Raw genomic sequence first — 19,249 nt, 5'->3', positions numbered from 1 at the left:
GCCACTTCCGCGGCCGGCTCCGGTCCGAACAGAACGCTTGAGCCGGGACGAGGCGAACGCCCGCCGTCCTCCCCTCCCCCTTTCTTCCCATTCCCCCCCTCGCCCCGCGCATGCTAAGCCGCATCCACACGGCATCCGGAAGACGAGGCGTCGATGAAGGACATCCTGGAGAGGCTCGAGGACGCGCGCGCCCAGGCGCGTCTCGGCGGCGGCGAGCGGCGCATCAAGGCGCAGCACGAGCGCGGCAAGCTGACCGCGCGCGAGCGCATCGCGCTGCTTCTCGACGAGGGGTCCTTCGAGGAGTTCGACATGTACGTGCAGCATCGCTGCGCGGACTTCGGCATGCAGGACAACAAGGTTCCCGGCGACGGCGTGATCACCGGCTACGGCACGATCAACGGGCGCGCGGTCTTCGTCTTCTCCAAGGACTTCACGGTCTTCGGCGGCTCCCTCTCGGAAGCGCATGCGCAGAAGATGATCAAGATCCAGGACATGGCGCTCAAGATGCGCGCCCCGATCATCGGCCTGTTCGACGCCGGCGGCGCCCGCATCCAGGAGGGCGTCGCGGCGCTCGCGGGCTATGGCGAGGTGTTCGCGCGCAACGTCAAGGCGTCGGGCGTGATCCCGCAGATCTCCGTCATCATGGGCCCCTGCGCCGGCGGCGACGTCTACTCGCCGGCGATGACGGACTTCATCTTCATGGTGCGCGACACGAGCTACATGTTCGTCACCGGCCCGGACGTGGTGAAGACCGTCACCAACGAGACCGTCACCTCCGAGGAGCTCGGCGGCGCCTCCGTGCACACGACGAAGTCGTCGGTCGCCGACGGCGCCTTCGACAACGACGTCGAGGCGCTCCTCCAGATCCGCCGCCTCGTCGACTTCCTGCCCGCCAACAACATGGACGGGCCGCCCGAGTGGGAGAGCTTCGACGACGCCGAGCGCATCGAGCACTCCCTCGACACGCTCGTGCCGGACAATCCCAACAAGCCCTACGACATGAAGGAGCTGATCCTGAAGGTCGTGGACGAGGGGGATTTCTTCGAGCTCCAGGAGAGCTACGCCAAGAACATCGTCACCGGCTTCGGCCGCATCGAGGGCCGCACGGTCGGCATCGTCGCGAACCAGCCGATGGTGCTCGCCGGCGTGCTCGACAGTGACGCCTCGCGCAAGGCGGCACGCTTCGTACGCTTCTGCGACGCCTTCTCGATCCCCATCGTCACGTTCGTGGACGTGCCGGGCTTCCTGCCGGGGACGGCGCAGGAATACGGCGGGCTGATCAAGCACGGCGCGAAGCTGCTCTTCGCCTTCACCCAGGCCACCGTCCCGATGGTGACCGTGATCACCCGCAAGGCCTATGGCGGCGCCTACGTGGTCATGGCCTCCAAGCACATCGGCGGCGACGTGAACTACGCCTGGCCCTCGGCGCAGATCGCCGTGATGGGCGCCAAGGGCGCGGTGGAGATCATCTTCCGCCAGGACATCGGCGATCCCGAGAAACTCGCCGCGCGCACCAAGGAATACGAGGACCGCTTCATGAGCCCCTTCGCGGCGGCCGAGCGCGGCTACGTCGACGAGGTGATCATGCCCCACTCGACCCGCCGGCGCATCTCCCGCGCGCTCGCCATGCTCCGCTCGAAGGAGGTGGACGAGCCGTGGCGGAAGCACGACAACCTGCCGCTGTGAGGGCGGGTCAGAGGGCGACGACGGGGATTCCGGTCCGCTCGGCGAGGCTCGCGAGCCGCCGATCGGCGGTCGCGAGGCGGGCGTGCCGCATGTCCAGAGCGAGTGCGATGTAGGCGCAATCGTAGATGGGGTGCCCGAGCTCGAGGCTGAGCTCGAGCGCCCGCGAGGCGAGGCGCGAAAGCGGCTGCGGGTCGCGGATCGCCCTTCCGAGCGAGCGAACGCTCCGCATCGCGTAGGCCGCGGTCATCGTCCCGCGCAGGACGTGCTTCCGCAGCGCGTTGCCGACCTCGAAGAGGATCAGGTTCGGCGCGCAGAGGAGATCGGGTCCCGCGAGGATCGCTTCCGCCTCGTCCGCGCCGTCCTCGTCCACGTACCATTTCAGCGCGACGGACGCGTCAACGACGAGGGCCATCGTCGTCCCGGTCCTCGCGGACGAGCGCCGTGCTGTCTCCCGCGTATCGGCGGCCAGCGCGGCGGATCTCCCGCGCCTCCTCCACCAGTTCGCGACGCGTCGACGACATCGCGGCATCGGGAGGCGACGCGTCGCGCCCCGCGCTGCGCCGCTCATGCTTGCTGCCCATCATGCCGCGCACCGTCATCACGCCTGCTTCCTCGTTCCGTGCATGAACACGTTAGCAACTCTCGCGACCGGGGAAAAGCATTGTTGCGATTGTATCTTCAAAACAACCTCCACGAGAGACGCCGCGAGGCCGAGATTGTTCCCGGCCTCGTCCCATCCGCCCCGCAGCATTGCGATCGGCCCCCCGCCGGCGCTACAACGGAGGCCTTCCGAGGACGAGGCCCCCGATGCGAACCGAGACACCCCAGACCGTGAAGCTCGCCGAGTACCGCCCGAGCGACTTCCTGATCCCGCGGGTCGCGCTCGACATCGCGCTCGATCCGCACGCCACGCGGGTGCGCGCAACGCTGGAGATCGAGCCGAACCCGCTCGGCCGTGCCGACGTGCCGCTCGCGCTCGACGGCGACGACCTCGTGCCCGTCGCGATCAGTCTCGACGGCGCCCCGCTCGACGCGCAGGCCTACACCGCGAGTGCCGACGGGCTCGTGATCCACCGGCCGCCGCGCCGGCCCTTCACGCTCGCCGTCGAGACCCGCCTCGACCCCACGGCCAACACCAAGCTCATGGGGCTGTACCGGTCCCGGGGCGTCTACTGTACGCAGTGCGAGCCCGAGGGCTTCCGGCGCATCACCTACTTCCTCGACCGCCCGGACGTGCTCTCGGTCTACGAGACCCGCATCGAGGCGGACGCCGCGCAGGCGCCGACGCTGCTCGGCAACGGCAACCTCGTCGCGAGCGGCCCCGTCGGCGACGGCACGCGGCACTACGCCCTGTGGCGCGATCCGCATCCGAAGCCGACCTACCTCTTCGCGCTCGTCGGCGGAACGCTCGCGAAGATATCGAAGCCCTTCACCACGAAGAGCGGGCGCACGGTGGAGATCGCCGTCCACGTCGAGCCCGGCAAGGAGGGCCGCGCCGGCTACGCGCTCGACGCGCTGGAGCGCTCCATGCGCTGGGACGAGGAGGTCTTCGGCCGGGAGTACGATCTCGACGTGTTCAATATCGTCGCCGTGTCCGATTTCAACATGGGCGCGATGGAGAACAAGGGCCTGAACATCTTCAACGACAAGTACGTGCTCGCCTCCCCCGAGACCGCCACGGACACCGACTACGCCAACATCGAGGCGATCGTCGCGCACGAGTACTTCCACAACTGGACCGGCAACCGCATCACCTGCCGCGACTGGTTCCAGCTCTGCCTGAAGGAGGGGCTCACGGTCTACCGCGACCAGGAATTCTCCTCCGACATGCGCTCGCGGCCCGTCCACCGGATCGCCGAGGTCCGGGCGCTGCGCCTGCGGCAATTCGCCGAGGACGCCGGTCCCCTCGCCCACCCGGTGCGGCCGAGCGAGTATCGCGAGATCAACAACTTCTACACGGCGACGGTCTACGAGAAGGGCGCGGAGGTGATCCGCATGCTGCGCACCCTCCTCGGCGAGGAGGCCTTCGCGGCGGGTATGGACCTCTTCTTCACGCGTTGCGACAACTCCGCGGCGACGGTGGAGGACTTCCTCGCCTGCTTCGCGCAGACGAGCGGGCGCGATCTCGCGCATTTCGCCCTGTGGTACGCGCAGGCCGGCACGCCACGGCTCGCGGTGACCGGGCACTGGGACGAGGCGGCGCGGACCTACCGCCTCGACTTCGCCCAATCGATCCCGGCGACGCCCGGCCAGCCCACGAAGCGCCCCGCGCTGATACCGATCCGGCTCGGCCTCGTCGCCGAGGACGGCCGCGAGATCCCCGCCACCTCCCCGCGCCTGCGCGAGGACGGCGTGTTCGTGCTCGACACGGCGTCCGACAGCCTCGTGCTCGAGAACGTCGCCGTGCGCCCCGTCCCGAGCGTGCTGCGCGGCTTCTCGGCCCCCGTGCGCGTCTCGCGCGACCTCTCCGAGGCAGACCTGCTGACGCTGCTGCGCCACGATCCCGACCCGTTCAACCGCTGGCAGTCGGCCCAGACCGTGGCGATTCGCCTCCTCACCCGCGCGGCGGTGGACGGCACGCTCGCCGAGGAGGCGGTGCGGGCCTATTCGGACGCGCTGGCCGCCTTCCTCGACGCCGAGGGCGAGGGCGACCCGGCCTTCGCCGCGCTCGTGCTCGCCCTGCCCGGCGAGCCGGACGTCGCGCAGGACATCGGCGCGGACGTCGATCCCGACGCGATCCACGCCGCCCGCGAGCGCATGCGCACGCTCGTCGGCGAGGCCCTCAGCCCGCGGCTCACGGCGCTGCGCGAGCGGCTCGCCTCGCGCGCGCCTTACACGCCTGACGCCGCGAGCGCGGGGCGTCGCGCGCTGCGCAACGGTGCGCTCGACCTCGTCGCCGCCGCCGACCCCGCGGCCGGCATCGCCGCCGCGGCGGCGCAGTACGAGGCGGCCGACAACATGACCGACCGCCTCGCCGCGCTCGGCGTCGCCGCCCACACGCCGCCGACGCCCCGACGCGAGGAGATGCTCGCCGACTTCCGCAGCCGCTTCGACGGCGAGCCCCTCGTCCTCGACAAGTGGTTCGCGCTCCAGGCCACGATGGCGCAGCCGGACACGCTGGCGCGGGTCGAGCGGCTGATGGCGGACCCGGCCTTCTCGCTGTCGAACCCCAACCGCGTCGGCGCGCTGATCGGCGCCTTCGCCCTCTCGAACCCCACGCAGTTCCACCGACCGGACGGCGCCGGCTACGCCTTCGTGGCCGACAAGGTGACGGCGCTCGACGGCACCAACCCGCAGACGGCCGCGCGCGTGCTCACCGCCTTCAACACCTGGCGCACTATGGAGCCGGGCCGCCGGGCGAAGGCCGAGGCGACGCTGCGGGCGATCGCCGACCGACCGGGGCTCTCGCGGGACGTGTCCGACATCGTGGGGCGGATGCTGGGGTGAGGGGCGGGCGAGAAGCGATCGCTTTGTGGTCACCCCGGGTCGCGATGGCCGAGCCCGGGGCCCGGATCCGCCGAGCGTCGATGAGCATGCGCGCGTCCCCGAGACGCCGATGAAGGCGTGGCACGCCACGGCGCTGGCGCGCCGCCCTTCGAGGCTCCGGCGGTTCTGGGTCCCGGACTGCCTTCGGCATCCGGGATGACATGCTTCGCGCGCGTTCCGCGGATCAGCCGAAGGCGATCAGCGCCGCGAAGCCGATGCCGCCGACGAGGATGCGCCACCAGGCGAACAGCGCGAAGCCGTGCTTCGAGACGTAGTCGAGCAGCGACTTCACCACGAACAGCCCGGCCACGAAGGCCGAGACGAAGCCGATCGCGATCATCGTCGCGTCGTCGGCGGAGAGGTCGCGCCAGGACTGGCCGAGCTCCCAGACGAAGGCGCCGGCCATGGTCGGCATGGCGAGGAAGAACGAGAACTCGGCGGCCGCGCGCTTCGAGGAGCCCATCAGCATGGCGCCGACGATGGTGGCGCCCGAGCGCGAGACGCCGGGGATCATCGCGAGGCACTGGATCGCGCCGATGGCCAGGTACATCGGCAGCGGGAAGCGCGTCGCCTCCTCGTGGCGGGGGTTGAGCGCCATGCGATCGACCGCGAGCAGCACGATGCCGCCGATCACGAGCGTCGTGCACACGACGCGAGGGTCGAACAGGACGCCGAGGATGAAGTCGCGCGCGAGCACGCCGATCACGGCCGCCGGGAGGAAGGCGATCAGCACGCCCAGGACGAAGCGCCGGGCCTGCGGATCGCTCGGCAGCGCGACGGCGATCTTCCACAGCCGGACGAAGTAGACCGACAGGATCGCCAGGATCGCGCCGAACTGGATCAGGATCGCGAAGGTCTTGTCGGCATGGCTGTCGAGGCCGAAGAGGCTCTGCAGCAGGATCAGGTGGCCGGTCGAGGAGACCGGGATGAACTCGGTCGCGCCCTCGAGCAGGCCGAGGAACACGGCCTTCAAGGCCTCGAGGAGTGTCATGGTCTTCGCGCTCGTCCTTCGTCCGGCCGCTGCGGCGGCGATTCGACACCGCGGCATCGAGCGCGGTCTAGACCGCCCGCCGCGCGAGCGCCAGCCCGCCGACGCGCCGCACCGCGAAAGATCGTTACCGCGCCTTAACCCTCGGCGGCCTTAATGTCGCCCGTCTCCAGCGCTCTCAGGGCTCATGGCCATACTCCACCACTACCCGCTCTGCCCGCACTCGCGCTTCGCCCGCCTCGCGCTCGGCGAGCTCGGGCAGGAGGTCGAGCTCGTCGAGGAGCGCCCCTGGGAGCGCCGCGACGCCTTCCTCGCGCTCGATCCCGCCGGCCAGACGCCGGTCCTCGTCGCCGACGGCGGCCTCGTCGTGCCCGGCGCGGGGGTCATCGCGGAATGGCTCGACGAGACGGTCGGCGCGCAGTCGCCCGAGCGGCGGCTGATGCCGTCGGACCCGGCGGCGCGGGTCGAGGTGCGCCGGCTGACGGGCTGGTTCCTCGGCAAGTTCTGGGACGAGGTGACGGGCTACCTCGTCAACGAGAAGATCTACAAGCGCTTCGTGCCGCGCGCGAACGGCGGCGGACCGCCGGACATGGCCTCGATCCGCGCGGCGCGGGCGAATGTGCGCTACCACCTGCGCTACGTCGGATTCCTCGTCCAGCGCCGGAATTTCCTCGCCGGGGACGCGCTGACCTATGCGGATCTCGCCGCCGCCGCCCATATCTCCTGCGTCGACTATCTCGGCGACGCGCCCTGGGGCGAGGACGAGGCGGCGAGGACGTGGTACGCCCGGGTGAAGAGCCGCCCGAGCTTCCGCGCGCTCCTCGCCGACAAGGTCCCCGGCATGGCGCCTGCCGACAGCTACGCGGATCTGGACTTCTGAAAGCCGAACGCCCGAGCCCCGAACGCCTCAAGCAGCACCTGAGCGAGCGCGCCCGCGCGCTGGGCTTCGACGCGCTCGCGGTGACGCGCCCGGACGCCGTGCCCGACCTCGGCCCGCGCCTCGCCGCCTGGCTCGAGGCGGGGCATCAGGGCACGATGGGCTGGATGGCCGACACGGCCGCGCGTCGCGCCGACCCTCGGGCGCTGTGGCCGCAGGTCCGCTCCATCGTCATGCTGGGCATGAGCTACGGGCCGGACGAGGACCCGCTGCAGGCGGTGCGCCGGCGTACCAGGGCCGCGATCTCGGTCTATGCCCAGGGGCGCGACTATCACGACGTGATCAAGGGAAGGCTCAAGGAGCTCGCCGGGGTGCTGGCCTCGCGCGCCGCCGCCGAGGTCAAGGTCTTCGTCGACACGGCGCCGGTCATGGAGAAGCCGCTCGCGCAGGCGGCGGGGCTCGGCTGGCAGGGCAAGCACACGGTGCTGCTGTCGCGCGAGCTCGGCAACTGGCTCTTCCTCGGCGCCATCTTCACCACGGCGGACATTCCGCCGGACGCGCCCGAGCGCGACCATTGCGGCTCCTGCCGCCGCTGCCTCGACGCCTGCCCGACCGACGCCTTCCCGGCGCCCTACGTCCTCGATTCGCGCCGCTGCATCTCCTACCTGACGATCGAACACGCCGGCCCGATCCCCGAGGACCTGCGCGCGGGCATCGGCAACCGCGTCTACGGCTGCGACGATTGTCTCGCGGTGTGTCCCTGGAACAAGTTCGCGCAGGCCGCGCGGGAACAGAAGCTCGTCGCGCGCCGCGACCTCGCCTCGCTGCCGCTCGCGGATCTCGCGCGCCTCGACGACGCAGCCTTCCGGGCGCTGTTCGCCGGCACGCCGATCAAGCGCACGGGCCGCGACCGCTTCGTGCGCAACGTGCTGATCGCCGTCGGCAACAGCGGCGAGCGGGCGCTCGCCGACGTCGCCCGCGAGCGGCTGGACGACGCCTCGCCGCTGGTGCGCGGCATGGCGGTTTGGGCGCTCGCCCGCCTGCTGCCGGAAGCGGGCTTCGCCGCGCTGCGCACTGCCCGCCTCGACGCAGAGACCGACACAGACGTGCGCGCGGAATGGTGCTCCCGCCCCCTCGCCTTCGGCGGTGCAGGACGAGATGCCGACCATTGATGCAGGCAGCCGACGGTCTCCCCTCTCCCTCGTGGCTCGTCGATGCACACATCTCGCTGGAACGGACAGCGGCAGCAGTCGTTACGCACGCCCTGGATGCAACCCGCCGACGTTCTCCCCTCCCCCTCGTGGGGAGGGGCCGGGGGTGGGGGGCGCGCAGAACGTGCTCGACGCCGATGCAGCGGCGATCACGGTCGCGACAGCTCGGACGTGGCTCGCGCTGCATTACGACCCCCATCCGCCCCCTTCGGGGGCACCTTCCCCACAAGGGGGAAGGAAAGGTCTGCGCCGACGTCGCGCCTGGAACAGGCACCGGCAGCGACGTGTGAATCGACTAGCCCTCGTGGAGAGGGGTCGGGGGTGTGGGGCCCGCAGTACGTGCGCGACGCCGAGCCCGCGTGTCAGCCGCAAAGCCCTGCATCGACGGCGTGCTCGATCCTGTACGCCCCACACCCCCCGCCCCTCTCCGCGAGGGAGAGGGGAGCCGCCGATCGCTCGTCGTCGAGGCTGCGGCCCATCGAGGCCACGTCGTCCCGGGGAGCGCCCTCACCCGTCCTTCTTCGACACCTTCGCCTGCTCGAACGTCGCCATGTCCCCGTGGCAGGCGCAGGCGGCCTTGATCACGCCCATCGCCAGCGCCGCGCCGGAGCCTTCGCCGAGGCGCATGTTCATCGCCAGCAGCGGCGTCTTGCCGATGCGTTCCAGCGCCTCGCGGTGGGCGCCCTCGGCGGACAGGTGGCCGGCGACGCAGTGCTCCAGGGTGCGCGGGTCGAGCGCGTGCAGCACCGCCGCGGCTGCGGTGGCGACGTAGCCGTCGATGACGACCGGGACGCGTTCGGCGCGTGCCGCCAGGATGGCGCCGGCCATGGCGCAGATCTCGCGCCCGCCGAGCCGGCGCAGCACCTCGAGCGGATCGGCGAGCGCCGCGCCGTGCAGCGCGAGCGCGTCCTCGATCGCGGAAATCTTGCGCGCGAGGCCCGCGTCGTCGACGCCCGTGCCGCGGCCGACCCAGTGCGCCGGCTCGCCGCCCCACAGGGCGCAGTAGATCGCCGCCGCCGCCGTGGTGTTGCCGATGCCCATCTCGCCGATGCCGAGGAGGTCCGTGCCGCCGGCGATCGCCTCCATGCCGAAGGCCATGGTGGCCACCGCGTCCTTCTCGCCCATGGCCGGCTCGGCCGTGAAATCCTTGGTGGGGATGTCGATGGCGAGGTCGAAGACCTTGAAGCCGATGCCATGGGCGGCGCAGATCTGGTTGATCGCCGCCCCGCCGGCGGCGAAGTTCTCCAGCATCTGGCGGTTCACGGCGTCGGGGAAGGCGGAGACGCCGCGGGCGGTGACACCGTGGGCGCCGGCGAAGACCGCGACGAGCGGGCGCGCCACCGTCGGCTTCGGCTTGCCCTGCCAGGCCGCGAGCCACTCGGCGAGCCATTCCAGACGCCCGAGCGAGCCGGCCGGCTTCGTCAGCTCCGCGTCGCGGGCGCGCACGGCGGCGACCGCCGCCTCGTCCGGCCCCGGCATGGCGGCGACGAGCGCGCGGATGTCGTCGAAGGGCGTACCTTCGCGCAGGGCGGACGTGTCGGTCATGCTGGCCTCCGTGGCCGGTGGAACGGGCGCGAAGGACGGGGAGAGCCGCACGCGCCGGGTGAAACGAGTCGCGCCGCGACGTATAGAGGAGCGAGCCGCATCTTTGAAGGCGGCGCAAGGGCAAGGGCACGGGCGAGGGCACGGGCACCAGAACGGACGGAGCGCGCGAGGGCATGCATGGCACGGCGGACGATCGGCCGGCGGGACGCGAGGGGCCGGTGACCGGCCCGATCGCGGATGTCGCGCGGGCGCTGCGCTTCTACTCGCGCCTGCCCGTCCCGGCCCTGCCCTGGGAGACGGACCCGCACGCCCTGCCCGATTTCGCCCGCATGGCGCGCATGCTCCCCGTCGCCGGTGCGATCCTGGGTGCCCTCGGCGCGCTCGTTCTCGCCGGCGCGAGCCTCGCGGGCCTGCCGCCGCTGGTCGCCGCAGCGCTCGCCCTCGGCGCGCTCGCGGCGATGACCGGCGCGCTGCACGAGGACGGGCTCGCCGACGTCGCCGACGCCTTCGCCGGCGCGACGACCCGCGCGCGGCGCCTCGAGATCATGAAGGACAGCCGGGTCGGCGCCTTCGGCGCGACGGCGCTCGCGCTCGCGCTGATCCTGCGCGTCGGGGCGCTCGCGGCGCTCGTCGAGGGCGCGGGCGTACTCGGCGCCGCGGCGGCGCTGTGCGCGCTCTCGACGCTCTCGCGCACCGCGACGCTGGTGCCGCTCGCGCTCGCCGACCCCGCCCGCGCGGAGGGCGCCTCCGCCTCCGTCGGGCGTCTGCCGCGGGCGACGCTCTCGATCGCGGGCGGGATCGCCACCGGGATCGCCCTCGCCCTGGCGCTGGCCGGGGGGCTCCCGCTCGCCGGCATGCTCGGCGCGTGCCTCGCCACGGCGCTCGCCGGATGGGCGATCACCCGCTGGTCGGTGGCGAAGATCGGCGGCCAGACCGGGGACGTCGCCGGCGCCGCCCAGCAGGTCGCGGAGATCGCCGCCGCGCTCGCCCTCTTGATCGCGCTCGCGCGCTGACGAGATATGGACGCATGAGCACCATCTCCTCCCCCTGCATCAAGGTCTGCCTCATCGACGAGGAGACCGGCCTGTGCGAAGGCTGCGGGCGCACCCGCGCCGAGATCGCGACCTGGGGGCGGATGCCCGAGGACGAGCGACTGACGATCATGGCCGGGCTCGAGCGGCGCATGCGCCGCGCCTTCCTGGGCGAGGACGTCGCGGGGGACGAGGTCGGGGTCCGGGGCGAGGCCGGCTGATGCCCGGCGCGATCGGCCTCGCGCTGCTCGCCTTCGGGCTCGCCGCACTGGTCTGGACGCACGGGGAGCGGGCGATCCTGGGGCTGCCGCCGGAGGAGTTCGCGCGGCTCACAGCGCTCACCGCGCTGGTCCTGCTCATCTCCGGCTCGCTGTTCTCGCGCTATCGCGGGCGCTTCGCCGCCTTCGTCGGCCACCTCGTCTCCTGGGTGGTGATCTTCATCGGGCTGATCGTGCTCTACACGCACCGCGTCGAGCTCGAGGCGGTCGCGCTGCGGGTGATGGCGGAGCTGCGCCCGGGCGCGGCGGTCACAATCGCCCCGGGCGAGGTGAGCGTGCGGCGCGGCTTCGACGGCGCCTTCGTCGTGCGCGGGACCGCCAACGACACGGCGCTCGACTTCATCTTCGACACCGGCGCGAACGTGGTCGTGCTCACCGCGGACACCGCCGCGCGGCTCGGCTACGGCGCGGACGACCTCGCCTACCGCGTCCCCGTGCTCACCGCCAACGGCCGCACAATGGCCGCCCCGATCGTGCTCGACACGCTCGCGGTGGGCGACATCGTCGAGACCGGCGTGCGCGCGCTCGTCGCGCAGCCCGACGCGCTGCCGGGCAACCTGCTCGGCATGTCGTTCCTGGACCGGCTGGAATCCTACGAGGTGCGGCGTGACGAGCTGGTGCTGCGGGGGCGGGGGTGATCCGTATCGACGCTCCCATCGACGGCCTTGATTTTCATGATCCGAGCATGACATCATGGATATCAGGATCGAGAAGCTGAAGCCCAGTCTTGAAGGAGCATTCTGGTGACCCGGGTCCGCGAGCATGCCTATGCAATCGAGACGGTGGAGCTGGTGCGGGAGGACGCCCGGGTCCTGCAAGCCGGACACACCTTGATCGTCCACGCCGAAAGCAAGCGTGACCTCGCGCTGGCGCGCCGTGCGATCCAGGCGCTCGATGTGCGTACGGCGCCGGGGCGGGCGATGCGCCAGTCCGAGAGGATCGACCGGCTCGTCGATGCGCTCATCGACGACGAGCCGCTGTCGTCGATGCAGGCCGACATCGAGGCGGACAACGCAGCGCTGAGGGCGCGTTATCTCGAGAGGGTCCCCACCCTGACGGCTGCGGAGCTCCATCACGCCGCGGGAAGCGCGGCGACCAACCGGAGCGCGCTCGCCGCGGGATGGAAGAAGGAAGGTCGCGTCTTCGCGATCACCCACAAGGGTATCGACCGCTTTCCCGCCTTCCAGTTCGCGGAGGGGCGCCCCCGCCCCGCGATCCGTCGGGTGCTCGCGGCCCTGCCGGACGACATGGCGCCCTGGGAGATCGCGTTCTGGTTCGCGTCGGGGAACGGATGGCTCGCAGATGCCGCACCGCAGGACAGGCTCGACGACGTCGGCGCCGTCGTGGCGGCCGCGGAGCGCATGCGGGAGGGCACCATCGGGTGAGCGCGGTTCCCTCGCCGCCGGCCGATCTGCGGGCTCCCAATACCTCCACCCTGCCTGCCGGCAGCCGCCTGCACCGTATCCACGACTCGCGCTTCGGCGGAGCCGCCTTCAACCCCTGCCTCGGCCGCCCCACCCGCTTTGCGCCGATCGTCGACGCACAGGGGCGCTGCGTGCCGTCGCTCTACGCGGCGACGTCGCGCGAGGCTGCCATCTTCGAGACGGTTTTCCACGACGTCCCGATCGCGGCGCCGTTCAAGACGGTTCGGCTCGCGGACGTGCTGACGCGCAGCCACAGCCTGCTCGCCACGAGGCGGCCACTCGTGCTGGCCGAGCTGCGCGCTCCCGACCTCGTGAAGTGGGGCATGAGCCACCGCGAGCTCGTCTCGGCACCTGCGAGCGAGTACGAGCGAACCGCGCTCTGGGCGAAGGCTCTCCACGACCACTTTCCGAGGCTCGACGGGTTGGCGTGGACCTCCAACCGCTGCGATCCTGACAGCGCGATGCTCCTGTTCGGCGACCGAGTCGAGACACAGGCGCTGGAGTGCCTCGCCACGACCGAGGCCGGAGACGAGGTCGTGCTGGCAGCGGTGCGCGAAGCGGGGCTCCGCGCCGGGATCGTGCTCACGGTGTGACCGGAGCGGCCGCGCTCCCAGCGCCGCACTCTGCCCCGCGCCCCCCGGCTCCGGCGAAAGCCGGGCTTCCCCCGTCGTCGAAGGCGGGCTAAGACGCGGCCCGGAAGGGGGGCGCGCGGCGTCCCGAACGCGAGAGCCGAAGAGGTCGAACGATGGCGAAGATCAAGGTCGCGAACCCGGTGGTGGAGCTCGACGGCGACGAGATGACCCGGATCATCTGGGCCTTCATCAAGGAGAAGCTCATCCACCCCTATCTCGACATCGACCTCGAGTACTACGACCTCGGCGTCGAGCACCGCGACGCCACCGACGACCAGGTGACGATCGACGCCGCCAACGCCATCAAGAAGCACGGCGTCGGCGTGAAGTGCGCCACCATCACGCCCGACGAGCAGCGGGTCGAGGAGTTCGGCCTCAAGCAGATGTGGCGCTCGCCCAACGGCACGATCCGCAACATCCTCGGCGGCGTGATCTTCCGCGAGCCGATCATCGCCAAGAACGTGCCGCGCCTCGTGCCGGGCTGGACGCAGCCGATCATCGTCGGCCGCCACGCCTTCGGCGACCAGTACCGCGCCACCGACTTCAAGGTCCCCGGCCGGGGCCGCATGACCATCAAGTTCGAGGGCGAGGACGGCACCGTCATCGAGAAGGAGGTGTTCAACTTCCCCGGCGCCGGCGTCGCCATGGCGATGTACAACCTCGACGACTCGATCCGCGACTTCGCCCGTGCGTCGCTGAACTACGGGCTGAACCGCAAGTACCCGGTCTACCTGTCGACCAAGAACACCATCCTCAAGGCCTATGACGGGCGCTTCAAGGACCTGTTCCAGGAGGTCTACGAGAACGAGTTCGCGGATAAGTTCAAGGCGGCCGGGATCACCTACGAGCATCGCCTGATCGACGACATGGTCGCCTCGGCGCTGAAGTGGTCGGGCGGCTACGTCTGGGCCTGCAAGAACTACGACGGCGACGTGCAGTCCGACACGGTGGCCCAGGGCTTCGGCTCGCTCGGCCTGATGACCTCGGTGCTGATGACGCCCGACGGGAAGACCGTGGAGGCCGAGGCCGCCCACGGCACGGTGACGCGCCACTATCGCGAGCACCAGAAGGGCAAGGAGACCTCGACGAACTCGATCGCCTCGATCTTCGCCTGGACGCGCGGCCTCAAGCACCGCGCCAAGCTCGACGGCAACGCCGAGCTCGACCGCTTCGCCGATACGCTGGAGAAGGTCTGCATCGACACGGTCGAGGCCGGCCACATGACGAAGGACCTCGCCCTCCTCGTCGGCCCCGACCAGCGCTGGCTGACGACGACGGGCTTCCTCGACAAGGTCGACGAGAACCTGAAAAAGGCGATGGCGGCGGGCTGAACCCCGGTGCCCGCCGGCCCGGCCACGCTGGCCGGGCCGGCGCTTTTTCGTTCGCCGCCTCGGTTTCTCCCCGGATGACCTTGGAATCGACACGATCCGGGTGTATCTGAAGATCATCGAGTTTTAGGCCGGACGACTTGGCCAGGATGCGCACCGCCTCGAAACGGGTTCCGGTGCGTGGCTGACGACCTTCTCCGAGACATCGATATTCGTGGGCGCGCGTTCGCGCGTGTCCGACAACCCACGCATGCCTCGACAGGAGATCGCCATGCAGACCGGTACCGTGAAGTGGTTCAACGCGACCAAGGGCTACGGCTTCATTCAGCCCGACGAGGGCGGTGGCGACGTGTTCGTGCACATCTCCGCCGTGGAGCGCGCAGGTCTGCGCGGCCTCGACGAGGGCCAGAAGGTGTCCTTCGAGGTCGTCGCCGACCGCCGCACCGGCAAGTCCTCGGCGGACAAGCTCGCGGTGGCGTGAGCCGGCGCGGGGCCGCCTTCCGGCCGCCCGCCATCGATGAGAACGCGAGAAGGGCGCCGGCCGCGAGGCCAGGCGCCCTTTCTCTTGGCCGGTAGCCTTCGTGCCCGCGAGCATCCCTCGGACTTCAGTCCCGCAGAACGTCGTACTTCGCCTGCCGAGCCGGTGGCCACACGCGTGCCGCATGGACGAGCGCCAGGATCAAGACGACCCGCCCGTCGATCTCGTAGACGAGGCGATAGCTCGGATGCGGGAACGGCTCGCGCGTCCCCGGCAGGTGGCCGGCGTGCCCCAGCAAGGGCAGATCGGCTAACCGTGAGGCGGCGTCGGAGAACGTCTCGTCGAGCCCAGTGGCCGCTCTCGGCTTGTTTCGTGAGACGTAGCTCAGAATGTCGCGTCGATCCTGGACCGCTTCGGGTGCCCAGCGGACGATTACGTGAGATCGACAACGAGCCGGCGCCGTCGCTCGGCGAACTCGGCCCCGACATCCTCGTTGGAGATCACGTCACCCGCTCGGTAGGAAGCCATCGCGATCTCGACCTTGCGCCGCAGGAACGCCTCGTACGCGGGCGTCGGGGGCTCGCGCTCGCCGCGCTTCTCCGCGACGTAGCCGCGCACCAGCGCGCGCGGGACCTCGTTCGGGGGCACGTCGTCGATCGCTGCCGCGCCGAGAAAGGCGTCGCGCAGCTCCGGTTCGAGCTCGACCGCCAGAGTGGTCACAGCGTCCATCCCGGCCTCCTCGCGCATCCCGGCGAGGATACCGCGTCCCGGGCCCCCGGGACAGCGCCCCCGGGCGCCGGCGTCACCGCCGGCGCGGGCCGCCGGGGCGCGAGCCGCCCGGGCGCGGGCCGACGGGGCCACGGTCGTCCTTGTGACGGAACACGAGGCGGCCCTTGTCGAGGTCGTAGGGCGACATCTCGACGGTGACGCGATCTCCGGCGATGGTCTTGATGCGGAACTTGCGCATCTTGCCGGCGGTGTAGGCGATCACCTCGTGGCCGTTCTCGAGCTCGACCCGGAACTTCGCGTCGGGGAGAACCTCGGTCACGACGCCCTCGAAGGTAATCAGCTCCTCTTTCGCCATACGGTCATCCTTTGATCAGCGAAAACCACCGCCACGCCCCGCGGGCGGCGGTGCCGAATTTGCGCTCTGGCTTTAAACCCGCGGCCGCGCAAGGTCAAACGCCCGGGAGCGCGCGCTCCCGGGCGGACGAACGGCCGCGCGCCGATCGGGGCGCGCCTGTCTCGACCGTTCAGATGGTGCGCGATCCGGCGCTGCGCAAGGCGCCGGCGCCGCCCTGCGAGCGTGCAGGTTGATCGCCGGCGAAACCTTCTGCAATCTGCACGAACGACTCGGGGCGACGCACGCGGAGGGGGCGACGGGCATGGGTGATCTGGAGAGCGTGCTCAAGGAGAGCCATCGCGCGCGGTTGTTCCCGGTGCTCGCGGAGACCTCGAAGGAGGGCCGTGCGACCTCGATCCTCCTCGCCTGTCTCGTGAGCGTGCACGAGTTCGGCCGCGTCATGATGGCGAGCCTGGGCCAGCGCGTCGGCAGCCGCGCGCAGATCGCGGCCTATACCGAGGTGAGCTTCCCCATGGGGCACGGCGAAACGGCGGCCCGGCCCGACGGGATCCTCGTGCTGCGGGTCGGCTCGCGCCGCTGGACGGCGCTCGTCGAGGCGAAGGTCGGCGCTGCCGATCTCTCGCCGGCGCAGGTCGAGCTCTACTGCGAGGTGGCGCGGCGCTACGGCATCGACGCGGTCGTGACGCTTTCCAACGAGTTCGCCGCGCTGCCGTCGCATCATCCGGTCGCGCTGCCCCCGGCCGCGCTCAAGAGGGTCGAGCTGTACCACTGGTCGTGGATGAACGTGCTCACGCACGCGACGCTGCTGATCGACGGCGAGGACGTCGCGGATACCGACCAGGCCTTCATCCTCGCCGAGCTGGTACGCTTCCTCGCGCATCCGAGCACGGGCGTGAAGGGCTTCGACCGGATGCCGGCGTCCTGGCCGGACATCTGTTCGAAGGCGCAGGCGGGCGCCCCGATGTCGCCGGGCACGGAGGCGGTCCGCGAGACCGTCGGCGCCTGGCACCAGGAGGTGCGCGACCTCTCCCTCATCCTCAGCCGCCAGTTGACGACCGAGGTCGAGCCGGTCGTGCCGCGCACGCAGCGCGCGGACGCGCAGGCGCGCCTCAAGGCCGATGCCGAGCGGCTGTGCCAGGAGCATTGCCTCGCGGCCAGCCTGCGCGTGCCCGACGCGGCCGCGCCGATCGAGATCCGCGCCGATCTGCGGGCGCGTGCGATCGTCGTCTCGATGCGGGTGCGCGCGCCGGAGGACCGGCGGAGCAACCGGGCGCGGCTCGGCTGGCTGCTCAAGCAGCTCGAGACGAACGAGCCTGACGGCCTGCACGTGCGCCTGCACTACATCGGCCGCGCCCCCTCGCGGCAGGCATCGCTGGCGGAGGCGCGCGCCGACGCGGAGGAGATCGCCGGGGGGCGCGACGCGCCCGAGCTCGTGTCCATGGAGATCCTGCTCGTGCGCGATCTCGCGGCCCGATTCGCCCAGCGCAACAAGTTCATCTCCGAGCTCGAGGCCGCCGTGCCGAGCTTCTACGAGCGCGTGGGTCAGCACCTGAAGGGCTGGCAGCCCCGCGCGCCGCGCCTGCGAGAGGACCGTGCGGAGCCCGAGAGCGTCAGCGTCGAGGCGCTCGCCGAGGCGAGCGAGGGCGATGGCGGCGAGGACGGCGGGCCCGCGGACGGATGGCTCGTGCCCGTGCAGGAGTGAGGGTGTTCCGAAAGCGCGTCCGACGCTGCGGCTCGCCTCGCCGGGCGCGGCGGCCCGCCGGTCGAGCCCGCCAAGATCCATGGTCGCGAGGCTGGCAGGCCCGCGACGAGCCGAATGACGGAGGCACGACCGTGACGACCTCGAACCCACTGGACGGTCAAGACGACAGTCCATCGAAGCCCATAGTGGAGCCGAGCAGCGACGTGCGCCGTCCTGCGACGGGCGAGGCGGTCTCTCGGGAGACCCTGAACGAGAACCTCGCGGAAGCGCGAGCGATCGCGCGCTCCATCGCCACGCGCGGCGAAGCGAGCGTGGACTCCTTCCTCGCGGAGCGGCGCGCGGAGGCCCGGCGGGATCAAAGCGGGTCGGGCCGACAGGAGGCATGAGCCCAAGAGAAACGGCGGGCCCCATGGGACCCGCCGCGGTCTTCGTCGTCATCCAGCCGATCGTCGGCCGCGGCTCACTCGCCGCCGCCCAGCGTGTGCACGTAGACCGACAGCGCCTTCACGGTGGCGTCGTCGAGGCGCTCGCCGAAGTGCGGCATCATCCCGCCGCGGCCGTTGACGAGGCCCTCGAGGATCACCTCCCGCTCCGAGCCGTAGAGCCAGATGCCGTCGGTGAGGTTCGGGGCGCCGAGGTCGCGGATGCCCTCGCCGGTCTCGCCGTGGCAGGCGGCGCAGTTGGTGGCGAAGAGTTCTGCACCCTGCGTCGGATCGAAGCCGGCCGACGTCTCGAGGCCGGACAGCGACCGCACGTAGTCGGCGAGCACGATCGCGTCCTCGCGGCCGAACCAGCCCTCGCGGACGAAGGCGGGCATGTTGCCGAAGCGCGTCTCCATCGGCGTCGAGCGGATGCCGTAGGTGATCGTCTGGTGGATCGCGTCGAGCGAGCCGCCCCAGAGCCAATCGTCGTCCACGAGGTTGGGGAACCCCGTCGCCCCGCCGCCGCCGGCGCCGTGGCAGGCCGAGCAATTGTCGCCGAAGGCCGCACGCCCGTAGGCCTGGGCGAAGGCGAGGAGCTGCGGGTTCTCCTCGATCGAGGCGAGCTCGACGTCGCGCAGCGCCGCGATGTCCCCGCCGCGGGAGGCGTCGAGGCGCTCGAGGTCGTTCACCACCGCGGAGCGCGAGTTCCAGCCGAGGATGCCGCCCGTCGCCGACCCTACCAGCGGGATGGCCGGGTAGAGCAGCACGTAGATCGCCGAGAAAGCGATGGTGATGTAGAACAGCCACAGCCACCACCTCGGCAGCGGGTTGTTCAGCTCGGTGATGCCGTCCCACTCGTGACCCGTGGTCGAGACCCCGGTCACCTTGTCGATGTCCTGCTTGTTCTGGGCCATGACCTCAATCCTCTTCGATCGGCGTCCGCGCGGCCTTGTCGAAGGTCGAGCGGTTGGACGGCATGAGCGCGTAGGCGATGACGAGCAGGAACCCGAAGATGAAGATCAGGAGCCCGCCGGTCTGCGCGAAGGAGGCGAGAAGCGAATAGGTCTCCATGGCGGC

The 19,249-nt window shown here is 71.0% G+C and carries 22 protein-coding genes; 13 read left to right on the top strand and 9 right to left on the bottom strand.

Going from position 1 to position 19,249, the window contains the following annotated elements:
- Positions 1-153: 153 nt before the first annotated feature.
- Positions 154-1,686, top strand: coding sequence for an acyl-CoA carboxylase subunit beta (locus tag ACTZWW_RS07160; protein WP_444780255.1), 1,533 nt, complete (start codon positions 154-156; stop codon positions 1,684-1,686).
- A gap of 7 nt (positions 1,687-1,693) precedes the next feature.
- On the opposite strand, the gene ACTZWW_RS07155 is transcribed toward ACTZWW_RS07160, so the two are convergent.
- Positions 1,694-2,098, bottom strand: a complete 405-nt coding sequence (locus tag ACTZWW_RS07155; RefSeq protein ID WP_444780254.1) for a type II toxin-antitoxin system VapC family toxin — start codon at positions 2,096-2,098, stop codon at positions 1,694-1,696.
- Positions 2,082-2,285, bottom strand: coding sequence for a hypothetical protein (locus ACTZWW_RS07150; RefSeq protein ID WP_444780253.1), 204 nt, complete (start codon positions 2,283-2,285; stop codon positions 2,082-2,084). Before ACTZWW_RS07150 ends, ACTZWW_RS07155 begins: the two co-directional genes overlap by 17 nt.
- A gap of 208 nt (positions 2,286-2,493) precedes the next feature.
- On the opposite strand from ACTZWW_RS07150, the gene pepN reads away from it, so the two are divergent.
- Positions 2,494-5,133: an aminopeptidase N gene (pepN, locus tag ACTZWW_RS07145; RefSeq protein WP_444780252.1), complete on the top strand. Its 2,640-nt coding sequence runs from the start codon at positions 2,494-2,496 to the stop codon at positions 5,131-5,133.
- A gap of 223 nt (positions 5,134-5,356) precedes the next feature.
- Here the strand turns inward: pepN and ACTZWW_RS07140 are convergent, their stop codons facing one another.
- The gene (locus ACTZWW_RS07140) at positions 5,357-6,163 is read right to left on the bottom strand and encodes an undecaprenyl-diphosphate phosphatase (RefSeq protein WP_444780251.1); all 807 of its coding nucleotides are present in this window, start codon (positions 6,161-6,163) and stop codon (positions 5,357-5,359) included.
- 184 nt (positions 6,164-6,347) lie between these two features.
- Between ACTZWW_RS07140 and ACTZWW_RS07135 the strand changes: the two genes are divergently transcribed.
- Positions 6,348-7,040 (top strand): glutathione S-transferase family protein, encoded by a 693-nt coding sequence (locus ACTZWW_RS07135; RefSeq protein WP_444780250.1) that lies wholly within the window; start codon positions 6,348-6,350, stop codon positions 7,038-7,040.
- Entirely contained in the window at positions 7,037-8,209 is a 1,173-nt protein-coding gene (gene queG, locus ACTZWW_RS07130; RefSeq protein ID WP_444780289.1) for a tRNA epoxyqueuosine(34) reductase QueG, read from the top strand. The genes ACTZWW_RS07135 and queG overlap by 4 nt, the downstream gene beginning before the upstream one ends.
- Positions 8,210-8,755: 546 nt before the next feature.
- On the opposite strand, the gene cobT is transcribed toward queG, so the two are convergent.
- Entirely contained in the window at positions 8,756-9,793 is a 1,038-nt protein-coding gene (cobT, locus tag ACTZWW_RS07125; RefSeq protein ID WP_444780249.1) for a nicotinate-nucleotide--dimethylbenzimidazole phosphoribosyltransferase, read from the bottom strand.
- A 173-nt stretch (positions 9,794-9,966) separates the two neighbouring features.
- Here cobT and ACTZWW_RS07120 point away from each other — a divergent pair, with 173 nt between their 5' ends.
- The 7 genes from ACTZWW_RS07120 (at position 9,967) to ACTZWW_RS07090 (ending at position 14,967) form a co-directional block, all read left to right on the top strand.
- Positions 9,967-10,806, top strand: a complete 840-nt coding sequence (locus ACTZWW_RS07120) for an adenosylcobinamide-GDP ribazoletransferase (protein ID WP_444780248.1) — start codon at positions 9,967-9,969, stop codon at positions 10,804-10,806.
- 14 nt (positions 10,807-10,820) lie between these two features.
- Positions 10,821-11,045 carry a DUF1289 domain-containing protein gene (locus ACTZWW_RS07115; protein WP_444780247.1) on the top strand — a complete coding sequence of 75 codons (225 nt, stop codon included), beginning with the start codon at positions 10,821-10,823 and terminating at the stop codon, positions 11,043-11,045.
- Positions 11,045-11,740 carry a retropepsin-like aspartic protease family protein gene (locus ACTZWW_RS07110; protein WP_444780246.1) on the top strand — a complete coding sequence of 232 codons (696 nt, stop codon included), beginning with the start codon at positions 11,045-11,047 and terminating at the stop codon, positions 11,738-11,740. Before ACTZWW_RS07115 ends, ACTZWW_RS07110 begins: the two co-directional genes overlap by 1 nt.
- Before the next feature lie 105 nt (positions 11,741-11,845).
- Positions 11,846-12,487 carry a hypothetical protein gene (locus ACTZWW_RS07105; protein ID WP_444780245.1) on the top strand — a complete coding sequence of 214 codons (642 nt, stop codon included), beginning with the start codon at positions 11,846-11,848 and terminating at the stop codon, positions 12,485-12,487.
- The gene (locus tag ACTZWW_RS07100) at positions 12,484-13,119 is read left to right on the top strand and encodes an RES family NAD+ phosphorylase (RefSeq protein WP_444780244.1); all 636 of its coding nucleotides are present in this window, start codon (positions 12,484-12,486) and stop codon (positions 13,117-13,119) included. Before ACTZWW_RS07105 ends, ACTZWW_RS07100 begins: the two co-directional genes overlap by 4 nt.
- A 152-nt stretch (positions 13,120-13,271) precedes the next feature.
- Positions 13,272-14,489: an NADP-dependent isocitrate dehydrogenase gene (locus ACTZWW_RS07095; protein WP_444780243.1), complete on the top strand. Its 1,218-nt coding sequence runs from the start codon at positions 13,272-13,274 to the stop codon at positions 14,487-14,489.
- A 268-nt stretch (positions 14,490-14,757) separates the two neighbouring features.
- Positions 14,758-14,967 carry a cold-shock protein gene (locus ACTZWW_RS07090; RefSeq protein ID WP_444780242.1) on the top strand — a complete coding sequence of 70 codons (210 nt, stop codon included), beginning with the start codon at positions 14,758-14,760 and terminating at the stop codon, positions 14,965-14,967.
- 124 nt (positions 14,968-15,091) lie between these two features.
- Here ACTZWW_RS07090 and ACTZWW_RS07085 read toward each other — a convergent pair whose 3' ends face one another.
- Genes ACTZWW_RS07085 through infA form a run of 3 tightly spaced genes read right to left on the bottom strand, consistent with a single transcriptional unit; the run spans position 15,092 to position 16,048 of the window.
- Complete coding sequence (locus ACTZWW_RS07085) at positions 15,092-15,397, bottom strand: type II toxin-antitoxin system RelE/ParE family toxin (RefSeq protein ID WP_444780288.1); 306 nt, start codon at positions 15,395-15,397, stop codon at positions 15,092-15,094.
- Positions 15,397-15,711, bottom strand: a complete 315-nt coding sequence (locus tag ACTZWW_RS07080; RefSeq protein WP_444780241.1) for a hypothetical protein — start codon at positions 15,709-15,711, stop codon at positions 15,397-15,399. Before ACTZWW_RS07080 ends, ACTZWW_RS07085 begins: the two co-directional genes overlap by 1 nt.
- A gap of 55 nt (positions 15,712-15,766) precedes the next feature.
- Entirely contained in the window at positions 15,767-16,048 is a 282-nt protein-coding gene (infA, locus tag ACTZWW_RS07075; protein WP_029029259.1) for a translation initiation factor IF-1, read from the bottom strand.
- Positions 16,049-16,349: 301 nt separating this feature from the next.
- On the opposite strand from infA, the gene ACTZWW_RS07070 reads away from it, so the two are divergent.
- Together ACTZWW_RS07070 and ACTZWW_RS07065 are read left to right on the top strand one after the other, a co-directional pair.
- Entirely contained in the window at positions 16,350-17,750 is a 1,401-nt protein-coding gene (locus ACTZWW_RS07070) for a hypothetical protein (protein WP_444780240.1), read from the top strand.
- 131 nt (positions 17,751-17,881) lie between these two features.
- Complete coding sequence (locus ACTZWW_RS07065) at positions 17,882-18,136, top strand: hypothetical protein (protein ID WP_444780239.1); 255 nt, start codon at positions 17,882-17,884, stop codon at positions 18,134-18,136.
- Between the two features lie 74 nt (positions 18,137-18,210).
- On the opposite strand, the gene ccoP is transcribed toward ACTZWW_RS07065, so the two are convergent.
- Positions 18,211-19,086 carry a cytochrome-c oxidase, cbb3-type subunit III gene (ccoP, locus tag ACTZWW_RS07060; protein ID WP_444780238.1) on the bottom strand — a complete coding sequence of 292 codons (876 nt, stop codon included), beginning with the start codon at positions 19,084-19,086 and terminating at the stop codon, positions 18,211-18,213.
- 4 nt (positions 19,087-19,090) lie between these two features.
- Positions 19,091-19,243 carry a cbb3-type cytochrome c oxidase subunit 3 gene (locus ACTZWW_RS07055; protein ID WP_029029263.1) on the bottom strand — a complete coding sequence of 51 codons (153 nt, stop codon included), beginning with the start codon at positions 19,241-19,243 and terminating at the stop codon, positions 19,091-19,093.
- Positions 19,244-19,249 lie beyond the last annotated feature (6 nt).

The sequence above is a fragment of the Salinarimonas sp. NSM genome (assembly GCF_052380005.1).
Classification (GTDB): domain Bacteria; phylum Pseudomonadota; class Alphaproteobacteria; order Rhizobiales; family Beijerinckiaceae; genus Salinarimonas.
Note: the sequence above shows the minus strand (reverse complement) of the source record. Positions and strands in the feature narration are given on the sequence as shown.